The sequence below is a fragment of the Halomonas litopenaei genome (genome assembly GCF_003045775.1).
In the GTDB taxonomy this organism is placed as follows: domain Bacteria; phylum Pseudomonadota; class Gammaproteobacteria; order Pseudomonadales; family Halomonadaceae; genus Halomonas; species Halomonas litopenaei.
Genome location: NZ_PXNS01000010.1, coordinates 91,128 through 113,163 on the forward strand (window position 1 = coordinate 91,128; position 22,036 = coordinate 113,163).

A 22,036-nucleotide genomic window follows, 5' to 3' on the forward strand; every position below is an offset into this window, starting at 1 on the left:
GAGTGTGCATTATTTGAAACATCTCGCCAAGGGCTGTGATCGGAATTTTTTACGCCCGTTCGAAGAATGCATCGATGAGGCTTGCCGGGCCCTCGAGGCCCAGGTCTGGAAGATCTATCGGCAACAATCGCCATCGGCGTGGCGAACAGTTTCCGGTACACTGTGTCGCCGACTTCTAGCTGCCCGAAGCGATGGTCCTTGGCGCCTTGTGTCAGGCCGGACCGGGCTGGCCTGACTCCGTGTTTCTGCGAGGTGAGACTTGGTTGATCCGCTCAATGCCTGGTGGGCTCAGCAACTGGTGCTGTGCGACTGGGCCTTTATGCCTGACCCCTTGATGCTGCCTGAAGAGGCGGCACGTGAGCGATTGGCCGCCCTCGAGATCCCCGACCGGGGCGAACTGGGGTGGCGCCTGCTCGAGCTCAATGCTGCGAACACGGTGCCTGCCTCCCACCTGCTGGGAGCGCTTGAGCTGGTGGCCCTGGCAGGGGCGTCGGGATGGATGTCGGCCGAGGTAAGTCGTGGCTGGGCAGCACGCCTGTGCAGCGACATCCACCATCGTCACGCAAGCCTGGATGAATGGCTGGAGGCACTCTGCGCCTCCCGCAGCGGCGAAGGCTGGCTTCGCGGCGATGAGGGCTTGCTCGATACCTGCCGGGCGCTGTCGAAGCTGGAAGGCGAGGGCGCCGGCATCACCTGGCCGTTGCTCGGCACTGCGCTGAGTCGCGAGCCTGCCGCCGCCCTCTGGCCCGACAGCCCGGAAGATCGTGTCTGGCGATTGCGGGCGGCCTTCTCGCCGGTACTGATGACGCCGGCCAGCATCGATGACTGGGACGGGGTCGAGGCCTGGCTGGGGGAAGTCTGGCAGATTCACGGCGCCGAGGATCTCAAGCGCGCCTTGCTGTGGCTGACCAGTCAGGGGGATCGCCAGGGCTGGGATATCGACGCCGCGCGGTTGATGGCGGTCAGTGCCGGCGAACGCCAGGCCTGGTGTGAGGGGCTGGCGCCTCAGGAGCGCCCATACGGCCGCCTTCTGTGCCGCTACGTGGATCAGGGGGAGCCGCTGGAGTGGGCCGCCTGGGACTGGCTGAGGGCGGTGGATCTGGCCTGGGCCGGCAGCTGCATCGGCTGGCTGACACCCCAGGAAGCGTCGCTGCTGGCGCATCACGCAGGCGATCTGGTCCAGCGTCGCTACAGTGACTGGAGCGCCCTGGCGCGCTCCTATCAGCGCGGCCGTGGTCTGTTCGAAGGTCAGGACCGGCTGCCGACCCTGGCAGCCGACTGGCAGTTGCTGATGGGCTCGCCGGTGAGCCCTTGGCATGGCTCGTTGCAGGAGTTGCTCGACCAGGAGCAGGTCGAGGCATCACGCCAGGCGGCCAGGCAGTGGCGCGCCTCACCTCGCCACTGGGTGCTGGCGCTGGCCTCGGTGCGTGAACCCGAGCTGGCGGCACGTCAGGGGCCGATTCCGCCGCTGCCCCAGGCACGTCGTGACGAGGCGCGCAAGTACCTGGCGGAGACCCTCGATCTGCACCCCGACGAGGGCGCCCGCTCACTGGTGCGCTACTGGCTGCCGGCCCAGGCCCATCATCTCAATCAGCTGGCGGCTGACGCGGCGCATCGAGCGCTGCCATCGGCCAGAACCCCCTTTGGCGATGCGCCCCAGGCGGATCTGGCAGGTCGTGATGGCCTGGCCAGGGCGACCCGCCATTCGGCGACCATCCATATGGCCGAGAAGTACGCCTTCTACTTGCTGATGAGCATGGACAGTGAGCAGTTCGACGAGGACAGCCTGACCGATATGGCGGCGTCCCTGCGCGATGTGCTGTGTCGGTTCTACAGCACCCCCAAGCGCCTGCTCGAGGCCTGGGCGACCTGGGATGCGCTGTTGCCGGAACCGGATCAGCCTTCCTTGACCTACGAGATTCGCTGGCACCTGGACGATCCGGGTAGCCTGTTCCACTGGCTCGAGTGGCGCAGCGGCGATTGGCGCGAGCCTGGCGAGCGTCCGAGCCTGATGCACTTTACCGCGCTGTCGCTGGTGGGACCCTTGAACACCGCCGCCTGGAGCCTGCCGCAGCCGGAAAGCGACCGGGAAGGGGCTTCGATCCTGGAGTGGATCGATGGACACTACGGCCTGCACTCCGCCACCGAGCTGATCGATTTCGTGCGCTTTCTGTTGGACGCCGGTGATCGCCAGGAATATCAGATCAACTACGCGCCCTACACCCTCAACAGCGCGCGCCTGAATTCCGAGATTGCGACCCTGGAGTCCGGTGAGTGCAACGAGGAAGAGCGCAACCACCTGGAGCGCCTGCTGCGGGTACGTGACAACGCCGACCAGTGCAATGACGTCGACATGTGTGCCTGGGACCTGGCCCAGGCGGTCGACCTGGCGATCGCCGGTCGCCAGCTGGGCTGGCTGGCTCAGCAGGACTTCCTGGCACTGCTGGAGCGTGCGCACCAGTTGGCGTCGGAGCACTACGCCGGTTGGCAGGAGTATGCCCGGGGTCTCTATGCAGGATTTTCGTTCTTCATGGGGGAAACCCCTGAGCGCGAAGCGTTTCTGGCCAGCTTCCGCCAGGCGCTGGTGGCCTGGCTGTCGGGCGCTCCGCCCCTCGCCGGCACCTGGGCCAGCCTGGATTTCCCGGGTGCGCGTCCCCGCCATTGGGCACCGCTTCACATCGATACCTTGCCGGGAGATGGACGAACCCTGCACTGATCGTCGCGAAACAGCAGAAAAAAACGCCAAAAAATTGTCCTGATCTATCGTCAGATCGGATAATTTTGGCTAGTATCGTATTGATCTTTCGTCAGGCCTCCCATCAAGAAGGAGGCCGAATTGTCAAACTTGCAGCTGAGGGGCGTTATGGTAGTGACACGAGTGCGTCACTTCCACAGCGGCTCTTGGGCGCCGGCAGGCCGTCAGCCAGGCCGGTTCAGGGAATGAGGTGTGTGTCGCATGAGCGTCGCCCAGACAAGCCGCGTGACAGCGGCGATGGTGTTGCTTGGCCTGCTGTCAGGCTGTGCGGCATCGAACTACCAGAATACCGCCGATAACGACTACTTTTCCCGTGATATGCCGAGCCTGGCCGAACGCGCCGCCTCGCGCATGTCCCCGCTGGAGGACCCAGCGGCAGGGGGAAGCTTCCTTGAAGATCCCGCCGCTGCCATCCGCGAGGCGCTGATGGCGGAGCACGATCGCTGGGCGGGTACGCCCTATCGTTTCGGCGGCACCGGCATGAGCGGCATCGACTGCTCGGCGCTGGTGCAGAACATCTTCAGCGACGCCTTCCAGGTGCAACTGCCGCGCACCACCGGCAGCCAGGTGCATACCGGCGAACCGATCACGCGTGATCAGCTGTCTCCCGGCGATCTGGTGTTCTTTCGTCCTCCGGGCAACCGCCACGTCGGCATCTACGTCGGCCAGGGGCGCTTTCTGCACGCCTCATCGTCGCGCGGTGTGATGATCTCCAAGCTGGATAACAGCTACTGGCGCCGCTACTACTGGCAGGCGCGTCGACCGCTGGAACCCACCCGGTTGAGCATGCGCCAGTTCGCCTACAGCCCGGCGGGCATGGGCGGCTGAAGCGTCCTCGGCGCCATCGACGTCGCCACCACAACGGGGCGAGCCTTGTACTGGGCTCGCCCCGTTTGCGTTCGCAGGCCCTGGCTAGCCCTCGACGACTCCTGGTTACAGGGAGTCGCGTTGCGACAGGGCGTAGTCGATAAAGGCGCGCTCGGCGCGTGACAGGTAGCCCTGTGGCTGCCAGGCCAGCGACAGGGTCAGCCAGGCGGCGGGGTCAAAGGACACCGCCGACAGGTCATCTTCCTCGATCACCCGACGCAGAAAGGTGGTGATGCCAAAGCCCTGGCGGACGATGGCCTTGGTCAGCGGGATCAGATTCGACTGGAACGTCAGGCGGGGCTGGATATCCAGCCGTCGGGCCATGGCGTCGACAAACTCGCGGTGAAAATAGCCGTCCTGAAACAGCACCAGGGGCTCGCTCAGAAAGGCTTCCGGGGTCACGCTGTGGCGTGCCGTGAAGGGATGGTCCCGGGGCGTGCAGACCACCATCTCGGCACGCAGCAGGGCCTCGGTTTCCAGTTCGCAGGTACTGCCATCCTCGACCACGATTCCCAGGTCCAGCTCGCGAGCCTTGATCATTGCCTGCAGTCGGCGGGCGCCCGCCTCGATCACCGTCATGCGGATGCCAGGGTGGCGTGCGGCAAAGCCCATCAGCAGCGGCGGCAGATAGTAGGAGCCCAGCATCGAGGGGATGCCGATGCGCACTTCGCCCTTTACCAGGCCGTTGAGTTCCTTCAGCGCCAGTTCGGTGGCACTGGCGTCGGCGAGTAGCCGTCGGGCATGTTCCAGCAGCACCTCACCTTCTGGTGTCAGTCGAACACGCCGATCGTGGCGTTCGAACAGACGAGTGTCGAGGCGTCGCTCCAGGCCCGCGATGGTCTGGCTGACGGCGGACTGGGCGATGTGACGGACGCGGGCGGCGGCGCTGAAGCCGCCGTGCTCCACCACCGCGACAAACAGCGACAGCGAGCGCAGGTCAAAGGGTAGCGACATAAGCGAATGTGATGGATAGCATCATTTTCTTCTGTTGGTGTGATGGTAGTGAAGCATGGAAGATGGGCGAGGCCAACCGGAGACCACCATGATTCACGCCAATACCCCTGCCTGGCGCAGGGCGACCCTCGCCCTGTGTCTGGGCTCGATGCTGGTGTTCATCAACCTCTACGCCCCCCAGCCATTGCTGCCGCTGCTGCGCGATATCCATGAGGCTTCAACCCTGAAGGTGGGCCTGGTGATGTCGCTTGCCACCCTGACCCTGGCGCTCTCGTTGCTGGTCTACGGGCCCTTGTCCGACGCCATCGGGCGGGGCGGTATCATGCGTGCGAGCCTGTCGGTGGCAGCTCTCGCGACACTGTTGGCGGCATTTGCGCCTGGGCTCGACTGGCTGCTGGTCGCGCGCGTGCTGCAGGGGGTCGCCCTGGGAGGGCTGCCGGCGGTGGCGATCGCCTGGATGGGCGACGAGTTCTCGCCGGAGGCGATGAGTCGAGCCGTGGGGCTCTATATCGCGGCCAATACCCTGGGCGGTATCGGTGGTCGCGTGCTGGGAGGCGTCATCGGTGAATGGTATGGCGTCCAGGCGAGCTTCGTGGCGGTTGGCGGTTTGACCCTGGTAGGCGTGGCGGTGTTCTGGTGGCTGCTACCGGCGGCCAGCGCCTTTGCCCCTCAACCCTTTCGAGTGGGGCACGCCTGCCGCCAGATGCGTGGCCACCTGGCCAACCCATGGCTGCTGTCGGCCTATCTGATCGGTGGTCTCAACTTCCTGGTGTTCATCAACCAGTACAGCTACATGACCTTTCGTCTGGCCGAGGCACCCTTTGCTCTCGGACCCCGCTGGCTGGGCCTGCTGTTTCTGACCTACCTGGGCGGCACTCTGGGCTCGACGTTATCTGCCAGGGTCGTCGCCAGAGCGGGAGCGCCCGCCACCATGGGGTTGGGCGTTGTCATCATGATGCTGGCGCTGGGTCTGTCCCTGATACCGATGCTCGCCGTCATCATTGCCGCCTTGACCCTCAGCGCCTTCGGCTTCTTTCTGTGCCACGCCACCGCTTCGGGCTGGGTCGGTCGCCAGGCCCGCGAAGGACGAGGCGGCGCATCGGCGCTCTATCTGGTCTTCTACTACCTGGGGGCGAGTCTCGGGCCGCTGTGGCTCGAGCCGTTCTGGCTGTGGCGGGGCTGGCCTGGGGTGGTGGCAGCCAGCTGGCTGGTGCTGGCGACCACGGGCTGGCTGTCCTGGCGGCTAGGAAAGCGGCTGCAGCGTGTACAACACCAGCGCGTCGTCGAGCGTCGACTCGAACACGTATGAGTTCGCTACAGCGACGCGGTTGCTGATAGGTTGCAGATGCGTTGCAGAGACCGATCGACCTTGGCTCGCACCAGGGTCGATCGGTGTGTCATGACGTTGCTGTCAGCGCCGCGCCCTCAGGATGCTGCGGACGAGGCAGGCACGTCGTGGGGCATGGCTTCGTCTCCCCAGATTTCCTCGAGTCGATCAGGACGGCCGCAGGCGTTCTTGTAGAAGGTGTAGCGCACCTTGTTCTTCTGGTAGTAGTTCTGGTGATAGTCTTCGGCCGGATAGAAGGTGCCGGGATCTTCGATGGTGGTCTCGATCGGCTGGTCGAAGCGCTCGGCGATGTCCGCCTTGCTGGCCTCGGCCAGTTCGCGCTGTTCATCGTTGAGTGGCAGCAGGGCGGAGCGATAGGAATCGCCTTCATCGCAGAACTGACGGTTGGCGACGAAGGGATCGATATTGCGCCAGAAGACGTAGAGCAGATCCTGGTAGCTCACCGTGTCGCTGTCGAAGGTGACTTCCACCACTTCGGCGTGTCCGGTGCCCCCCGCGCTGACGGTTTCGTAGGTGGGATTGTCGGTGTTGCCCGCCGCATAGCCAGAGACGGTAGCCTCGACGCCATCGATCTTGTCGAAGGCGTCCTCGACACACCAGAAGCAGCCTCCAGCGAAGATGGCCTTTTTTTCGGCGGCGAGGGCGGGGGTCGTGGAAAGCACGGCACCAGTCAGCAGGCCGGCCAGCAGGAAGGTACGCTGATTGAAGGGATATCGCATTCGTAGGCTCCGTCAGGATGGCGTCATTGTAAGGTTCGAGTAGGGCAGTTCCCGGTTGGTTCAGTCATTGTGGCAGGCGCATCCTTACATGCGCTGTCGATAAGGGGATGATTTTTTGCATTTTCGGTCGTAAGGCTCGGTCGCCTGTGCGCGACTCAGGCAGACTGCTACTCTCGATTGCATCCCGATAGCCGGCCGCACAGCTCCTGGTAAGGTCATCGTCTCGTCGCAGGACGGGCGCAGGACAACGGGCGCCGCTGCTGCTGGCCACGGCTACCCATCGATCATCGACCCGATCATCGACACCAGTTGACCTAGAAGGAGACGCGGGTGACCCGTAACAAATGGATCTTGCTGGCACTGATTGCCGTCGCCGTGGTGGCGTTCTTTGTCACCGGCGCCAACGAGGCCTTTACGCTGGACGCGATCAAGGCCCAGCAGGCGCAATTTCAACAATGGTTCCACGAGGACCCCTGGACCGTGGCCGGTGGCTTCTTCGCGGTCTATATCCTGATGGCGGCGCTGTCGCTGCCTGGGGCGGGGTTGCTGACGCTGCTGGCGGGGGCCTTGTTCGGCTTCTGGATCGGTCTGGTGCTGGTGTCCTTTGCCAGTTCGCTGGGCGCGACCCTGGCCGCGGTGATCGCCCGAACCCTGCTGCGCGAGACGCTGGAGACGCGCTTCTCGCGCCAGCTGGCGCGAATCAACGGCGGCATCGAGCGCGAAGGCGCCTTCTACCTGTTCACGCTGCGGCTGATTCCGATCTTCCCCTTCTTCGTGATCAACCTGGTGGTCGGCCTGACCCGCATGCGTCTGTCCACCTTCTATTGGGTCAGCCAGCTCGGCATGCTGCCGGGTACCATGGTGTTCGTGAATGCTGGTCGGGAACTGGGTGAACTCGAGTCGCTGGCGGGCATCCTGTCGCCAGGGCTGATCCTGTCCTTTGTGTTGATCGGCTTGTTTCCCTGGATCGCCAAGGCCGTGGTGGCGGTGCTCAAGCGTCGCCGGCTCGCCGACGAATACCAGCGCCCGTCGCGTTTTGACCGGGATATCGTGGTGATCGGTGCAGGCTCGGCGGGCCTGGTGGCAAGCTATATCGCCGCGGCGGTGAAGGCCAAGGTGACCCTGGTGGAGCGCCACCGCATGGGCGGCGACTGCCTCAATACCGGCTGTGTGCCGTCCAAGGCATTGATTCGCGCCGCTCGCGCCGCCGAGGACATTCGTCGGGCGCCGTCCTATGGTGTCAGCGCCGGTGAGCCAAGCGTCGACTTCGCCGCTGTGATGGGCCACGTCCACGGCGCCATCGCCGAGGTCGAGCCTCATGATAGTCCGGAACGTTATCGGGGCCTGGGCGTCGATGTGGTCGAAGGAGAAGCCAGGCTGCTCGATCCCTGGCGGGTGCAGGTTGGCGAACAGGTGCTGACCACCCGTCACGTGATCATCGCCAGCGGTGCCCGCCCCAGAGTCCCGCCGTTGCCGGGGATCGAGGATATCGAGGTGCTGACCTCCGACAACCTGTGGGAGCTAAAGGCATTGCCGAAGCGCCTGGTGGTGCTTGGTGGTGGTCCGATCGGCAGTGAGCTGGGCCAGAGCTTCGCCCGGTTGGGTAGCCAGGTCACCCTGGTGGAGATGGGCCCGCAACTCTTGCCACGCGAAGACGAGGACGTCGCCAGGGAGGCGGCTCAGGGGCTCGAGGCCAGCGGCGTGACGCTGTGCCTGTCGACCCGGGCGCTCAAGGTGGTGGCCGGTGACGGCGATCTCCATCGACTCGAGATCGAGGTCAACGAGGCAGGCGAGACGCGTATCGAGCAACTGGAGTTCGATCAGTTGCTGGTGGCGGTGGGTCGACAGGCCAACGTCGAGGGGCTCGGGCTTGAAGAACTGGGCGTGGGCACTCGCGACAACGGCACCCTGGACGTGGATGGCGGGCTGCAGTCTGTGCTGCCCAATGTCTGGGCCTGTGGCGATGTGGTCGGGCCCTTCCAGCTGACCCATGCCAGCGCCCACCAGGCCTGGCACGCCACCGTCAATGCCTTGTTTGGCGAGTTCAAGCGCTTCAATGTGAGCTATCGGGCGCTGCCGGCGGTCACCTTCTGTGACCCGGAGGTGGCGCGAGTGGGGCTCAACGAGCGCGAAGCCAAGGAGCAAAAGGTGCCCTTCGAGGTCACCCGCTATTCCTTGTCCGAGCTCGATCGGGCCATCGCCGAGGGCGATACCACCGGATTCGTCAAGGTGCTGACCGTGCCGGGCAAGGATCGCATTCTCGGTGCCACCATTGTCGGTGCTGGCGCTGGCGAGATGCTGGCGGAGTTCACCCTGGCAATGACCCGCGGTATCGGACTGAACAAGCTGTTGGGGACCATCCACCCGTACCCGACCCATTCGGAAGCCGTAAAGGCCGCCGCCGGGGTGTGGAAGAACGCGAACAAGCCCGAGCGGGTCCTGGGGTATCTGGAGCGTTACTTCAATTGGCGGCGAGGCGGGGGAGACGACGCCGATTCCTCAAGCCAGCCGGTGACGGGAGACCGAGCCGGTGCGAGCCCCGAGCGACACGAAGCATCGTCGCTGTCCTCTGCCCAGTCCAACGACTGAGCGAACCGCCCAGGTAGTAGCCTGGACCTGAAGACACAAGCGGTGGGCCCTGGCCCGCCGCTTGTGCTTTCCTTCTACCGAACCGACGTTTTACTGCTGACGAGACTTTTATGCTGGATCGCTGGACCATGCCCAGAACCCAGGCGCCCCTGGCGCCTCTGGTCAAGATGCTGGAGCGCTGCAAGGTGACGCCTGATCAGGTGACTCTGGCGGGATTTCTTATCGGCTTGCTGGCACTGCCGCTGCTGGCCGTTCAGGCCTATGGATGGGCACTGGCGGCGATCCTCCTCAATCGACTCGCCGATGGCCTGGACGGGGCGCTGGCGCGCCGTCGGGGTACGCCCAGCGATGCCGGGGGATTTCTCGATATCGGGCTGGACTTCGTCTTCTACGCCGCGGTGGTGCTCGGCTTTGCCCTGGCCGACAGCGAGCGCAACGCCTTGCCGGCAGCGCTGCTGCTGTTTGCCTTTATCGGCACCGGGACGTCCTTTCTGGCCTTCGCCATCATGGCGGCGCGCCATGATCTCGAGCGCCCACGCTTCCAGCGCAAGGCCTTCTACTATCTGCACGGCCTGACCGAGGGTACCGAGACCGTGCTGGCGCTGGTGGCCTTTTGTCTGTGGCCGGCGCACTTTCCTGTGCTGGCAGGGCTGTTCGCCGCGGCCTGTCTGCTGACCACCGCCACTCGGCTATGGGGCGGCTATCATACCCTCAGGGCAATCGAGCGAGGCGCTGGCGTCGAGGACAGAAGCTGATCCCCGGTCGTGGCTCGCGAGGCGAGGGGCCTTTCATCAGACGTGATACTCAGACACGCGAAAGGGCAGCCTGGGCTGCCCTTTCTCTTGACCATGCCGGCTCTTGACCCTGCTGGCGCTTGATCCTGCTGGCACCTGATCATGCCGGCACTTGATCATGCATGCTCGTGGTGCTTCCAACGAGCGTAGCGCTGATCAGTGCTCGTGGCCGCCTTCGCCGTGCACGTGGCCGTGCTCGATTTCTTCCTGGCTGGCTTCACGGACTTCGGCGATCTCGACGTCGAAGTTCAGGTTCTGGCCGGCCAGCGGGTGGTTGCCGTCGACGGTGACGGTGTCGCCTTCGACCTGGGTCACGGTGACCATCAGCGGACCGCCCTGGGTCTGCGCCTGGAACTGCATGCCCGGCTCGATGCTCTCGACACCCTGGAAGGCGTCACGCGGCACTTCCTGGACCAGCTGCTCCTGTACTTCGCCGTAACCTTCGGCGGGGGCAACCTTGGCGTTGACCTTGTCGCCGGCGGCCTTGCCTTCGAGTTCCTTTTCCAGACCCGGAATGATGTTGCCGGCGCCGTGGAGGTAGGTCAGCGGCTCGCGGCCTTCCGAGCTGTCCAGCACTTCACCTGCATCATTGGTCAGGGTGTAGTGGAACGCGACAACGGAATTTTGCGCAATTTGCATTGATGAACCTTTGGTGAGTGCGTGTGAGGACGCATGGTAACGCGTGGGTGCTGGGGCTGTCAGGGGCGTGGGACATTTTTCACCTTGTGTGGTCATATCCTGAACGGTATTCACGCGCGCCCTCTGCCACCTTCGGGTTGTTGCGCAGTATCGGTGGTGGGGATACCCTCTTGTGAGATTTTTCGATTCTGCCTTTCACGCTTTTCTTGCGGAGCTGAACATGACGCTATTTGTGATCTGGGTGCTGGCCTTTGCGGTACTGCTGGCGGTGATGATCAAGGCCTGGGACAAGGGCCTGAGCTGTGCCCTGGGCAGCCTGCTGCCGGCGGTGCTGCGCAGTGACGATGACCAGTGGATCTGGTGCCCCGCCCTTGCCGTGCTGGGGGCCACCTTCATCGTCTTCCCCATCGATATGCTGATGACACTGCTGGTGATCGGCATCATCGCCCTGGTGGGCTGCAAGCTGGGCTGCTGGGTGATGGGCAAGGTCCACTAGTTCGGTGACGACGTGAATCACCTGGCCTTCTCCAGGTGATCACCGAAAGGGCCCTGAGGCGGATACGCCTCAGGGCCCTTTGTATATAACGCAGAGAGTATGTAACGCAGAGATGTTTGCGGCGGAGCGAAGTGCTGTTGTCGCTTACAAGGACAAGCCCCTTTCGCGAGCGCCTTCGTCAAGCCCTCAGTAGGGGGCAACACTCTGACGTGAACCGCTGCCGATCAGGCGAACACGCTGCCCCACCTGGAAGGCCTGGTCTGCCTTCTGCACGACGACCACGGTCTGGCCGCTGTCCTTGCGAATCTCCATCTCCCAGGCGTCGGTGCGGTTGACGCCTTTCTCGATCTGGTTGCCGGCCACGGCGCCACCGATGGCACCTGCGGCGGTGGCGATGGTGCGACCGGAACCGCCGCCGACCTGGTTGCCGAGCAGGCCACCGATCACCGCGCCACCACCGGTGCCGAGGATGCCGCCGGCGGAGCTTTCACCCTGGATCTGGACGCGACGCAGGGCGGTGATGGTGCCGAACTGCACGTTCTGGGCGGTCTGTGCCTGGTTGCCAGAATAGACGTTACCTGAGTACTGGTTGGTGGCGGTGCAGCCGCCAAGCACCACGACGCTCAGCGCCAGGACAGGAAGGATGGAAGTTTTCATGGCGATTCTCCTTGAATGTCTTCTGCGCCGCATTCTGAACGCATCGGTTCGGGTCACATTCGCTTGTAGTGGTACCGCACCAAAGTTCGCAAACGCTGTTCGAAAATAGTGTAACGCCTGTTTGGAGGCTTTGACAGGGCGATGGTTCCCCGGATCCAACGATGATCGGGTCTCGTCCGTCCCATGTTGGACGTCCGCCTGCCGCCTGTCGCCCTTGTCGCCCCGCGACTGCCACTGAGTCGCGCCGACAGCGCTTTCCTGACATTCATCATATGCCGAACCGGACCTGCCAGGCCAATGGGCATCGGAGGGAGTCGCATGGCTGCAGTTGTCGGACTCGCTGGAGCCAGACGTGTTAGTTCGAGAGTAGGCCCTTGCCAGGGAAGAAGGAAAGGCTGGCTTGGCAGGGCAAGGTCACGGACAGCAAAAAGGGAGGCCGACGGCCTCCCTTTCTCACAGTCACAGGGCTCAGTGTCTGGGCTCAGTGACTGGGTGCCGCTGGCCCGCGATCCTTAGCCGAACTGGTTCATGGTGTTGTCCTTGCCGCCGGCCTTGAGCGCCGCATCGCCGTGGAAGAACTCCTTGTGGTCGTCACCGATATTGGAGCCGGCCATGTCCTGGTGGCGAACGGTGGCAATACCCTCGCGGATCTCGCGGCGCTGCACACCCGCCACGTAGGCCAGCATACCCTCGTCGCCGAAGTAGCCCTTGGCCAGGTTGTCGGTAGACAGGGCGGCCGTGTGGTAGGTCGGCAGGGTGATCAGGTGGTGGAAGATACCTGCCTCGCGGGCGGCGTCACGCTGGAAATTGCGCGTCCACTCGTCGGCCAGTTGGCCAAGCTCAGTGTCGTCGTAGCGTGCGTTCATCAGGTCGGCACGCTCGTAGGCGGAGACGTCCTTGCCTTCGGCTTCCCAGGCGTCGAACACCTGCTGGCGGAAGTTCAGCGTCCAGTTGAACGACGGCGAGTTGTTGTAGACCAGCTTGGCGCTGGGCACCGCCTCGCGGATGCGGTTGACCATGCCGGCGATCTGGCCGACGTGGGGCTTTTCGGTCTCGATCCACAACAGATCGGCACCGTTCTGCAGGCTGGTGATGCAGTCCAGCACCACCCGGTCTTCGCCGGTGCCAGGCTTGAACTGATAGAGGCCGGAGGCGAGACGCTTGACCTTGACCAGCTTGCCGTTCTGTTTGATCACCACGTCGCCGTTGTCGATATCGGAGGCCGAGGAAATCTCTTCACCGTCGAGGAAGCTGTTGTACTGATCGCCCAGGTCGCCTGGCTCGTTGGTGACCGCGATCTTCTGGGTCAGGCCGGCACCCAGGGAGTCGGTACGGGCCACGATCACCCCATCATCCACGCCCAGTTCGAGGAAGGCGTAACGTACGGCGTTGATCTTGGCGATGAAGTCCTCGTGGGGCACGGTGACCTTGCCGTCCTGGTGGCCGCACTGCTTCTCGTCGGACACCTGGTTCTCGAGCTGGATACAGCAGGCACCGGCCTCGATCATCTTCTTGGCCAGCAGGTAGGTGGCCTCGGCGTTGCCGAAACCGGCGTCGATGTCGGCGATGATCGGCACGATGTGCGTTTCGTGGTTGTCGATCTGGTTGGTCAGATCGTCGACCTTGGCGCTGTCACCGGCTTCCTTGGCTTCTTCTCGGGCACGGAACAGGTGGTTGAGCTCCCAGGTATCGGCCTGGCGCAGGAAGGTGTAGAGCTCTTCGATCAGCGATGCCACGCTGGTCTTCTCGTGCATGGACTGGTCGGGCAGCGGACCGAACTCGCTGCGCAGGGCGGCGACCATCCAGCCGGACAGGTAGAGGTAGCGGCGCTTGGTGTTGCCAAAGTGCTTCTTGATGGAAATCAGCTTCTGCTGACCGATGAAGCCGTGCCAGCAGCCCAGTGACTGGGTGTAGTTGGCGGTGTCGGCGTCGTAGGCGGCCATGTCCTCGCGCATGATGGCGGCGGTGTAGCGAGCGATGTCGAGACCAGTGCGGAAACGGTTCTGCACGCGCATGCGGGCGGCGCTTTCCGGATCGATGTTGTCCCACTTGCCGCGCTGGGCTTCACGAAGCTGGGTCAGGGTCTTCAGTTCTTCACGAAAGGTCATGATCGGGCCGTCCTGATGTTGAATCGACTGTTTGGTTCGACGTTCTGATACGACTTGCCTGGCATCCATGGTCAGGGGCGGTGTCGGGGCGGTCGCTTTCGACCGGCCTTTGGCTCCAGTGGCTTGCAGGCTCTTGCGGTTGGCGTCATTGCAAGAGGATCGACTGCTCGCCATGCCATGCTGCACCTGCGAAGTGTAGTCAGGTTCCTGCACCTTGGCCGAGAAGTCTTTACGGCCTTGGTCGAATCTTGGCGGAACGGTAGAGGTCGACTACAAAGTGAGCGATCTGACTCGCCATCGAGGTCTGTCCGCTGCGCCATGGTTGTGACTATGGCCCACAGCGGCGGGGGTTCGCCATTGGTACTTGGGGGGACAAGGCGTTGTAGTCCGACTACAGGAAAGCGCCGTAGAGGCACATTCCTGTAGTCGAGTTTCCTGAACGGAGGAGTTGACGGAGAGGTCAGTCGTTCAGGGAGAGGGTCATATTGCGATGCGGAATGCCGGCGTCGAGGAAGATATCTCCCTCGGCGCGGAAGCCCAGGGCTTCGTAGAAACCGAGCGCATGGGTCTGGGCGGCGAGCTCGACGCTCGAGTGACCACGCTGTCGCGCAGCCTCGATGGTGGCGCGCATCAGCGCCACGCCGACGCCGAGTCCCCGGGCTTCGGCAAGCACCGCCACGCGACCGATATGGCCATCGGGCAGCAGTCTCGCCGTACCCAGTACACGCTCGTCCTGGCTTGCCAGGAAATGCAGGCAGTCAGGATCGAGGCCGTCCCACTCTTCCTCGATCGGCACCTGTTGTTCGATGACGAAGACGCGATAGCGAATGTCACCGGCCGCTTCGCCAAGTTGTTCCCAGCTTCCCTGTTCGATCACCACCTCAGGCATCGTCGTCCTCCATGTCGTCGACCGGCCAGCCAAGGCTGCCGGCGTCGAACAGCCGTGTCAGCACCTCGGCGGCGCCGGGGTAGTCGAGCAGCGAGGCGTCGAACTCGCCGCGGTTGGCGATCTCGCGGGCCAGCGCCAGATCGCAGTCGATGCCGTCGCCGTCGGCAAACAGGGTGGCCCGGTCGTCCGCCAGGGCGTGCCAGGCGAAGCGAGAGCCCGGCGCGGCCACCAGCACCTCGCCTTCCTGTAGTGCAGCGACAAGCTCGTCTGGCGCCGTCGGTGTCTCGCTGGGCTCGAGCTGGTCCACGTACTTGGGCTGGGTCATCACCCGGCCGAACCACTGGGCCATCTGGGCTGGATCGTCCAGGGTCTCGAGGATCAACTGGCGCATGCGTGACAGCGCCGCCTGATCGAGTTCGCCCGGGTCCTCGGCCGGGGTCATGCCGGCATCGCCGTAGCGGCGAGAGGGGGGTTGCTGCTCCCCCAGGTAGTCGGCGAAGGAGGTGATCGCCTCGTCCGCCGAGGGGGCGCGAAAGCCCACCGAGTAGGTCATGCAGTCATCGCTCTGGCTGACCCCGTGGTGCGCCCAGCCGGGGGGCAGGTAGAGCATGTCGCCGGGCTCCAGCACCCAGTCCTGATCGGCGTTGACCTCGAAGGTCTCGAGGATGCGCAGGTCGATGCCGCGCAGGATCGGGGCGTCATCGGCCACCTTGCCGCCAAGCTGCCAGCGGCGCTGACCACTGCCCTGGAGCAGGAAGACATCGTACTGGTCCAGGTGCGGGCCGACGCTGCCGCCTGGCGGCGCGTAGCTGACCATGATGTCATCCAGGCGCCAGCGCGGCAGAAAGGTGAAGTCCTCCAGCAGGGCGGCGACCTCCGGCACATAGTGATCCACCGCCTGTACCAGCAGGGTCCAGTCGCGCTCCGGCAGGCGGGCGAAGGTGGCCTCGTCGAAGGGGCCGTGGCTGACCTGCCAGGGTCCGTCGGGGCCCTGTTCCTCGACCAGGCGTGCCTCGATATTGTCCTCGCAGGCGAGCCCGGCCAGTTCGTCTGGCGTCAGCGGGTTGTCGAAGTCGGGAAAGGCGCCACGGATCAGCAGAGGTTGCTGCTGCCAGACATCGCGCAGGAACTCTGCCGATGTCAGGCCGCCCAGCAGGGTGAGGGGGGTATCAGTTGACATGAGGAATCCTGATGGTGATTGGGAGTAGCGGGCTCGGTATCGGCCCCGGCCCCGAAGAGAGGGCTCCAGAAACGCCTCACCCCACCGATTGGCGGGGTGAAGCGGGGTTCTGTCAGCGGCTCCGGCTCAGTGCTGCGGCAGGGCGCGAGCCTGCTCGACGGCATTGCCGATGTAGTTGCCGGGGGTCAGCTGCTTGAGCTCTGCCTTGACCTCGTCGGGCAGTTCCAGGCCATCGATGAAGGCGGCGAAACCGGCCTGGTCGATGCGCTTGCCGCGGGTCAGCTCCTTCAACTTTTCGTAGGGCTTCTCGATGCCGTAGCGACGCATCACCGTCTGGATTGGCTCGGCCAGTACTTCCCAGCTGGCGTCCAGGTCCTCGGCCAGACGCTGGGGGTTGGCTTCGAGCTTGCCGATACCCTTCAGCGAGGCCTGGTAGGCGATCAGGCCGTAGGCCAGGCCGACGCCCAGGTTGCGCAGCACGGTGGAGTCGGTCAGGTCACGCTGCCAGCGGGAGATCGGCAGCTTCTGGGCCAGGTGGGCGAGGATGGCATTGGCCAGGCCCAGATTACCCTCGGAGTTCTCGAAGTCGATCGGGTTGACCTTGTGCGGCATGGTCGAGGAGCCGATCTCGCCGGCCACGGTGCGCTGCTTGAAGTATCCCAGCGAGATGTAGCCCCAGACGTCACGATCGAAGTCGATCAGGATGGTGTTGAAGCGACACACAGCATCGAACAGCTCTGCGATATAGTCGTGGGGTTCGATCTGGGTGGTATAGGGATTGAAGGTCAGGCCCAGGCCTTCGACGAAGGTGCGAGCGTTGGCCTCCCAGTCGATGTCCGGGTAGGTGGCCAGGTGGGCGTTGTAGTTGCCCACGGCGCCGTTGATCTTGCCCAGTACCTCGGCGCTTTCGATCTGCTTGAGCTGGCGGCGCAGACGGTAGGCCACGTTGGCCATTTCCTTGCCCAGGGTGGTGGGGCTGGCGGTCTGGCCATGGGTGCGCGACAGCATTGGCACGGCAGCGTGTTCTTCGGCCAGACGGGCGATCTCGTCGGCCACCTGGCGCATGGTCGGCAGCAGGCTGTCGAGGCCATCGCGCAGCATCACGCCGTAGGACAGGTTGTTGATGTCCTCGCTGGTGCAGGCGAAGTGCACGAACTCGGTGACGGCATGCAGCTCTGCATTCTCGGCAATGGCTTCCTTGATCCAGTACTCGACCGCCTTGACGTCGTGGTTGGTGGTGCGCTCGATGTCCTTGATGCGCGCCGCGTCGGCTTCGCTGAAGTTCTTGACCAGGCCATCCAGGAAGGCTGTGGCGGTGGCCGACAGCTCCGGCACCTCGGTGATCTGCGGGTGCGCGGCCAGGCGCTCCAGCCAGCGGATCTCGACGATGACGCGGGCGCGGATCAGCCCAAATTCGCTGAAGTGTTCGCGCAGTGATTCGGCCTTGCTGCCGTAGCGACCGTCGACGGGAGAGAGGGCGGTGAGAGCGGAGAGTTGCATGGCGGTTTTCCGGTACGGGTAGGAAAGGAAGATCGAGCGATCAGAGGGTGTCCAGGGCGCGCTTGAGGCTGCCCCGCTGGAAGATCAGCTTCCAGCGACGTCCGCCCTGCTGGTGCCACAGCAGGCCGAAGCGAATGCCGGAGAGCAGGCAGGCGCGGACCCGCTCCGGCATCATCCGGCTTTGCAGCAGCGAAGGGTCGCCCTGGACCACGATTCGGTTCTTGAAGGTGGAAAGCGTCTGCTGGTAGGCCTCGCCGAGGCTCGCCACGACGTTCTCGTGGGTCGGTCCGAAGTGTTCGGCCTGGCCCTGGATGCGGGTCAGGTGGGTGCCGAGCGCGTCCATCATGTCGGGCTGGGTGCGCAGCTTGTTCATCAGCAGCATCAGGCTGAAGCCGTAGCGCATCACCACCGGGTTGGCCTGGCGTCGGCCGAGCACTGCCTCCAGGGTCTCGAGCCCCAGGCGCAGATTGTTGGGATGCCCGCCATAGATGGATTCGAAGGTTGGCGGGTTGGTTTCCAGGGTGGCGGTGATCTGGGTGTCCCAGGCGCGGCTGTCGACCTGGCCGGTGCGCGCCAGCTCGTCGACCAGATGGGCGGCCTGAAATACGCCGGCCAGGGCGATCGCCTGGCGAGCCGCCGGGGACTCGGGGGCGCGGTGGATAGGTACCGAATCGGTCATGCCGCTCGCTCCTCGGCGTTCCAGGTGGACCGGATGACGCCGCCGCCGAGGCAGACGTCACCGTCGTAGATGACCAGCGATTGGCCCGGTGTCACGGCCCGCTGTGGGTCGTCGAAGTGTACCGCGACGCCGCCATCGGCCCGGGTCGTCAGCGTGCATGGCACGTCGTCCTGACGATAGCGGGTCTTGGCGCTGAAGCGCCCCTCGGCGCAAGGCGGCTCACCGGCGACCCAATCCATCGCCTCGGTGGCCAGGCTGTCGGTGTACAACAGAGGGTGATGCTTGCCTTGAACCGCGATCAGCACGTTGCGCTCGAGGTCCTTGCCGGCCACGTACCAGGGGTCTTCCGAATAGTTGGCGAGACCGCCGATGCCGAGGCCCTGGCGCTGGCCCAGGGTGTAGTACATCAGGCCCATGTGATCGCCGATAACGTCGCCGTCCGGTGTCTCGATGGTCCCCGGCTGGGCCGGCAGGTACTGCTTGAGAAAGTCGCTGAAGCGGCGCTCGCCGATGAAGCAGATACCGGTGGAGTCCTTCTTCTTTGCGGTAACCAGATCGTGCTGTTCGGCGATGGCGCGAACCTCGGGCTTTTCGATCTCGCCCACCGGGAACAGGGTGCGCGCGATGGCGGCTTCCGGCACGGCGTGCAGGAAGTAGCTCTGGTCCTTGTTGCCGTCGAGTCCCTTGAGCAGTCGCGGGCGGCCGTCGCGCTCGCCGCGGCGAACATAGTGACCGGTGGCGATCATCTCGGCGCCGAGCATCTCGGCGTAGTCGAGGAACACCTTGAACTTGATTTCGCGGTTGCAAAGGATATCGGGATTCGGTGTGCGTCCGGCCTTGTACTCGGCGAGGAAGTGCTCGAACACGTTGTCCCAGTACTCGGCGGCAAAGTTGGCCGTGTGCAGGGGAATGCCGAGCTTCTTGCACACCGCTTCGGCGTCCGCCAGGTCTTCCATGGCGGTGCAGTATTCGGTGCCGTCGTCCTCATCCCAGTTCTTCATGAACAGCCCTTCCACCTGATAGCCCTGTTGGATCAGGCGGAGGGCGGAAACGGAGGAATCGACGCCGCCGGACATGCCGACGATGACTTTGCCGGTGGACGCTGACATAACGACTCTCGGAGTGGTGGGGCAAATGGGCGGTGATTATACACGAATTGCACCCGTCAACCGAAGCCTCAGCGTTCGTGCAGCACCTCCATCGGGAAGGTCTTGCCGGCCAGGGCGTCGCGGATGCGCTTGATCACCAGTGGGCTGCGCAGGCGGCCCTCGCGCTCCAGCGCCTCGACGTCCTCCAGGGTCAGCCAATGGATGGCCATGATATCCCGGTCCAGTTCGGTGCCCAGGTGGGCCAGCGCCATGCCGAAGAAGGCGTGGCTGTGGAAGGTCTTGCCGTCCGGGGCCTCGTACACGTACATGCCCAGGTAGTCGGTGATGCCGACCCGCCAGGCAGTCTCTTCGGCGACCTCGCGCAGGGCGCCGTCGCGGATGCGCTCACCGGGTTCCAGGTGGCCGGCGGGCTGGTTGAACAGGGTATGGGGGCCGCCACGGTCTTCTTCCACCAGCAGGAAACGACCGGCTCGTTCGACCACCGTGGCCACGGTCACGTAGGGGGTCCAGCGCATTATCGGCGTCTCCTTGTTGTAGGGGCTGAGCCCCGGGGGCGCTTTGGCGCGTGCAGCGTCTGGCGCTGCCATTGTCCCGGGGCCAGGCCGTCGAGCCGCCAGGGGCCGATGGCGACGCGTACCAGCCTCAGCGTCGGGTGGCCCACATGGGCGGTCATCCTGCGCACCTGGCGATTGCGCCCCTCGCTGATGGTCAGCTCCAGCCAGCAGGTAACGGGATGGCGCTTCGGGTCCAGGGGCGGCGTGCGCTCGGGCAGCCCGCTGGTCGTCAGTCGCCGGACCTTGGCCGGCCGGGTGGGTCCATCCTTGAGAGTGACCCCTTCGGCGAGCGCCTTCAAGGCCCGATCGTCCGGCTGTCCCTCGACGAGCACTCGATACGTCTTCGGCTGCTTGTGGCGCGGGTGGCTGATACGATGAATCAACTCGCCATCGTCACTGAGCAACAACAGGCCTTCGGAATCGTAGTCGAGGCGGCCGGCCGGATAGATGTCCGGCACGTCGATCAGCGAGGCCAGGGTATTGCGTCCCTGGTCATCGGTGAACTGGGACAGCACCCGATAGGGCTTGTGCAGCAGATAAAGTTGACTCATGGGCGGGCTCGATGATCTGGCTCGGAAGGCGTGGCGGCGGGCCGTTTAGGCCTTTTCCAAAGATTGTCGACAAAGCCTACTCCGGGCGCGGGGGGTAATGCTATACTCCGCGCTCCACTGAATAGACCTGACAGGGGAGTTCTCAATGGGTTTCCAGAAAATTGTCGTCCCTGAGGGCGGCGAAAAGATCACCGCCAACGCCGACAACAGCCTGAACGTACCGAATAATCCGATCATTCCCTTCATCGAGGGTGACGGTATCGGTGTCGACGTGACCCCGGCGATGAAGATCGCCATCGACGCCGCTGTGCAGAAGGCTTACAACGGCGAGCGCAAGATCCACTGGATGGAAGTCTACGCCGGCGAGAAGGCCACCCACGTCTATGACGCGGACACCTGGCTGCCGGAAGAGACCCTGGAAGCGGTCAAGGACTACATCGTTTCCATCAAGGGCCCGCTGACCACGCCGGTCGGTGGCGGCATCCGTTCACTGAACGTGGCGCTGCGCCAGAAGCTGGACCTGTACGTCTGTCAGCGCCCGGTGCGCTGGTTCGAAGGCGTGCCGAGCCCGGTCAAGAAGCCTGCCGACGTCGACATGGTCATCTTCCGCGAGAACTCCGAAGATATCTACGCCGGCATCGAATGGAAGGCCGGTACCGCGGAAGCCGACAAGGTCATCAAGTTCCTGCGTGAAGAGATGGGTGTCACCAACATCCGCTTCCCCGAGAACTGTGGCATCGGCGTCAAGCCGGTCTCCATCGAAGGCACCAAGCGTCTGGTCCGTCAGGCCCTGCAGTACACCATCGACAACGACCGCGAGTCGCTGACCCTGGTGCACAAGGGCAACATCATGAAGTTCACCGAAGGCTCCTTCAAGGATTGGGGCTACGAGCTGGCCAAGGAAGAGTTCGGCGCCGAACTCCTCGATGGCGGCCCCTGGATGACCTTCAAGAACCCGAAGACCGGCAAGGACATCGTGGTCAAGGACGTCATCGCCGACGCCATGCTGCAGCAGATCCTGCTGCGTCCGGCCGAATACGACGTCATCGCCACCCTGAACCTGAACGGTGACTACCTGTCCGACGCACTGGCGGCGGAAGTGGGCGGCATCGGCATCGCGCCGGGCGCCAACATCTCCGACACCACCGCCATGTTCGAGGCGACCCACGGCACCGCGCCGAAGTACGCCGGCCAGGACAAGGTCAACCCGGGCTCGCTGATCCTCTCCGCCGAGATGATGCTGCGCCACATGGGTTGGGTCGAGGCCGCCGATCTGGTGCTCAAGGGCGTGGAGAAGGCCATCAGCAAGGGCGAGGTCACCTACGACTTCCATCGCCTGATGGAAAACGCCACGCTGTTCAAGTGCTCCGAGTTCGGTCAGGCCGTCGCCGACAACATGTAAGCGACGTACCGATCGTCCGATGACAGCGTCTGGTGCAGGTGATCGCTATCGCCCGTACCGGCTGTTCATCGCGGCGCTCTGAAAAGGCCCTCGCCCGCTCGGGCGGGGGCTTTTTGCTTTGTACGTTTTTTGCGTGAAAGCGTCCGTCGGATTTCCGATAATGGGAGACGGAACGGAACCCTGCCGCGCCGCCGACGTCCAATGCTCGACGCGGGTGGGCGCAGGCACCCGATTGACAGTGTGAGG

19 protein-coding genes are annotated in these 22,036 nt (G+C 64.2%); 7 read left to right on the forward strand and 12 right to left on the reverse strand.

What is annotated here, in order from left to right; genetic code table 11:
- Positions 1–259: 259 nt before the first annotated feature.
- Both C6W88_RS16375 and C6W88_RS16380 read left to right on the forward strand, forming a co-directional pair.
- Positions 260–2,716, forward strand: coding sequence for a DUF1266 domain-containing protein (locus tag C6W88_RS16375; RefSeq protein WP_108133252.1), 2,457 nt, complete (start codon positions 260–262; stop codon positions 2,714–2,716).
- Positions 2,717–2,956: 240 nt separating this feature from the next.
- The gene (locus C6W88_RS16380) at positions 2,957–3,583 is read left to right on the forward strand and encodes a C40 family peptidase (RefSeq protein WP_231498679.1); all 627 of its coding nucleotides are present in this window, start codon (positions 2,957–2,959) and stop codon (positions 3,581–3,583) included.
- A 105-nt stretch (positions 3,584–3,688) separates the two neighbouring features.
- On the opposite strand, the gene C6W88_RS16385 is transcribed toward C6W88_RS16380, so the two are convergent.
- The gene (locus C6W88_RS16385) at positions 3,689–4,576 is read right to left on the reverse strand and encodes a LysR family transcriptional regulator (protein ID WP_108133253.1); all 888 of its coding nucleotides are present in this window, start codon (positions 4,574–4,576) and stop codon (positions 3,689–3,691) included.
- 88 nt (positions 4,577–4,664) lie between these two features.
- On the opposite strand from C6W88_RS16385, the gene C6W88_RS16390 reads away from it, so the two are divergent.
- Positions 4,665–5,885: an MFS transporter gene (locus C6W88_RS16390; protein WP_108133321.1), complete on the forward strand. Its 1,221-nt coding sequence runs from the start codon at positions 4,665–4,667 to the stop codon at positions 5,883–5,885.
- 116 nt (positions 5,886–6,001) lie between these two features.
- On the opposite strand, the gene msrA is transcribed toward C6W88_RS16390, so the two are convergent.
- A complete protein-coding gene (gene msrA / locus C6W88_RS16395; RefSeq protein ID WP_108133254.1) occupies positions 6,002–6,643 on the reverse strand; it encodes a peptide-methionine (S)-S-oxide reductase MsrA in 642 nt (213 codons plus the stop codon).
- A 330-nt stretch (positions 6,644–6,973) separates the two neighbouring features.
- Here msrA and C6W88_RS16400 point away from each other — a divergent pair, with 330 nt between their 5' ends.
- Both C6W88_RS16400 and C6W88_RS16405 read left to right on the forward strand, forming a co-directional pair.
- The gene (locus C6W88_RS16400) at positions 6,974–9,232 is read left to right on the forward strand and encodes a dihydrolipoyl dehydrogenase family protein (protein ID WP_108133255.1); all 2,259 of its coding nucleotides are present in this window, start codon (positions 6,974–6,976) and stop codon (positions 9,230–9,232) included.
- Positions 9,233–9,342: 110 nt separating this feature from the next.
- A complete protein-coding gene (locus tag C6W88_RS16405) occupies positions 9,343–9,987 on the forward strand; it encodes a CDP-alcohol phosphatidyltransferase family protein (RefSeq protein WP_108133256.1) in 645 nt (214 codons plus the stop codon).
- A 195-nt stretch (positions 9,988–10,182) separates the two neighbouring features.
- Here C6W88_RS16405 and C6W88_RS16410 read toward each other — a convergent pair whose 3' ends face one another.
- A complete protein-coding gene (locus C6W88_RS16410; RefSeq protein ID WP_045992921.1) occupies positions 10,183–10,665 on the reverse strand; it encodes an FKBP-type peptidyl-prolyl cis-trans isomerase in 483 nt (160 codons plus the stop codon).
- Positions 10,666–10,885: 220 nt separating this feature from the next.
- On the opposite strand from C6W88_RS16410, the gene C6W88_RS16415 reads away from it, so the two are divergent.
- Positions 10,886–11,161 (forward strand): hypothetical protein, encoded by a 276-nt coding sequence (locus C6W88_RS16415; RefSeq protein WP_045992920.1) that lies wholly within the window; start codon positions 10,886–10,888, stop codon positions 11,159–11,161.
- A 186-nt stretch (positions 11,162–11,347) separates the two neighbouring features.
- On the opposite strand, the gene C6W88_RS16420 is transcribed toward C6W88_RS16415, so the two are convergent.
- The 9 genes from C6W88_RS16420 to C6W88_RS16460 all read right to left on the reverse strand — a co-directional run bounded on the left by C6W88_RS16420 (position 11,348) and on the right by C6W88_RS16460 (position 20,388).
- Positions 11,348–11,818: an outer membrane lipoprotein gene (locus C6W88_RS16420; RefSeq protein WP_045992919.1), complete on the reverse strand. Its 471-nt coding sequence runs from the start codon at positions 11,816–11,818 to the stop codon at positions 11,348–11,350.
- A 512-nt stretch (positions 11,819–12,330) separates the two neighbouring features.
- Positions 12,331–13,926: an isocitrate lyase gene (locus tag C6W88_RS16425; RefSeq protein WP_108133257.1), complete on the reverse strand. Its 1,596-nt coding sequence runs from the start codon at positions 13,924–13,926 to the stop codon at positions 12,331–12,333.
- Positions 13,927–14,386: 460 nt separating this feature from the next.
- Positions 14,387–14,815, reverse strand: coding sequence for a GNAT family N-acetyltransferase (locus tag C6W88_RS16430; RefSeq protein ID WP_108133258.1), 429 nt, complete (start codon positions 14,813–14,815; stop codon positions 14,387–14,389).
- On the reverse strand, positions 14,808–15,995 hold the full coding sequence (locus C6W88_RS16435) for a cupin domain-containing protein (RefSeq protein ID WP_108133259.1): 1,188 nt from the start codon (positions 15,993–15,995) through the stop codon (positions 14,808–14,810). Before C6W88_RS16435 ends, C6W88_RS16430 begins: the two co-directional genes overlap by 8 nt.
- A 126-nt stretch (positions 15,996–16,121) precedes the next feature.
- Positions 16,122–17,495, reverse strand: a complete 1,374-nt coding sequence (gene purB, locus C6W88_RS16440; RefSeq protein WP_108133260.1) for an adenylosuccinate lyase — start codon at positions 17,493–17,495, stop codon at positions 16,122–16,124.
- A gap of 40 nt (positions 17,496–17,535) precedes the next feature.
- Positions 17,536–18,174: a high frequency lysogenization protein HflD gene (gene hflD, locus C6W88_RS16445; RefSeq protein ID WP_045992914.1), complete on the reverse strand. Its 639-nt coding sequence runs from the start codon at positions 18,172–18,174 to the stop codon at positions 17,536–17,538.
- Complete coding sequence (gene mnmA / locus C6W88_RS16450) at positions 18,171–19,283, reverse strand: tRNA 2-thiouridine(34) synthase MnmA (protein ID WP_108133261.1); 1,113 nt, start codon at positions 19,281–19,283, stop codon at positions 18,171–18,173. Before mnmA ends, hflD begins: the two co-directional genes overlap by 4 nt.
- A gap of 68 nt (positions 19,284–19,351) precedes the next feature.
- Positions 19,352–19,801 carry an NUDIX domain-containing protein gene (locus C6W88_RS16455; RefSeq protein ID WP_045992993.1) on the reverse strand — a complete coding sequence of 150 codons (450 nt, stop codon included), beginning with the start codon at positions 19,799–19,801 and terminating at the stop codon, positions 19,352–19,354.
- The gene (locus C6W88_RS16460; RefSeq protein WP_108133262.1) at positions 19,798–20,388 is read right to left on the reverse strand and encodes a pseudouridine synthase; all 591 of its coding nucleotides are present in this window, start codon (positions 20,386–20,388) and stop codon (positions 19,798–19,800) included. Before C6W88_RS16460 ends, C6W88_RS16455 begins: the two co-directional genes overlap by 4 nt.
- A 145-nt stretch (positions 20,389–20,533) precedes the next feature.
- Here C6W88_RS16460 and icd point away from each other — a divergent pair, with 145 nt between their 5' ends.
- On the forward strand, positions 20,534–21,790 hold the full coding sequence (gene icd, locus C6W88_RS16465) for an NADP-dependent isocitrate dehydrogenase (protein WP_045992911.1): 1,257 nt from the start codon (positions 20,534–20,536) through the stop codon (positions 21,788–21,790).
- The last annotated feature ends 246 nt before the right edge of the window (positions 21,791–22,036 follow it).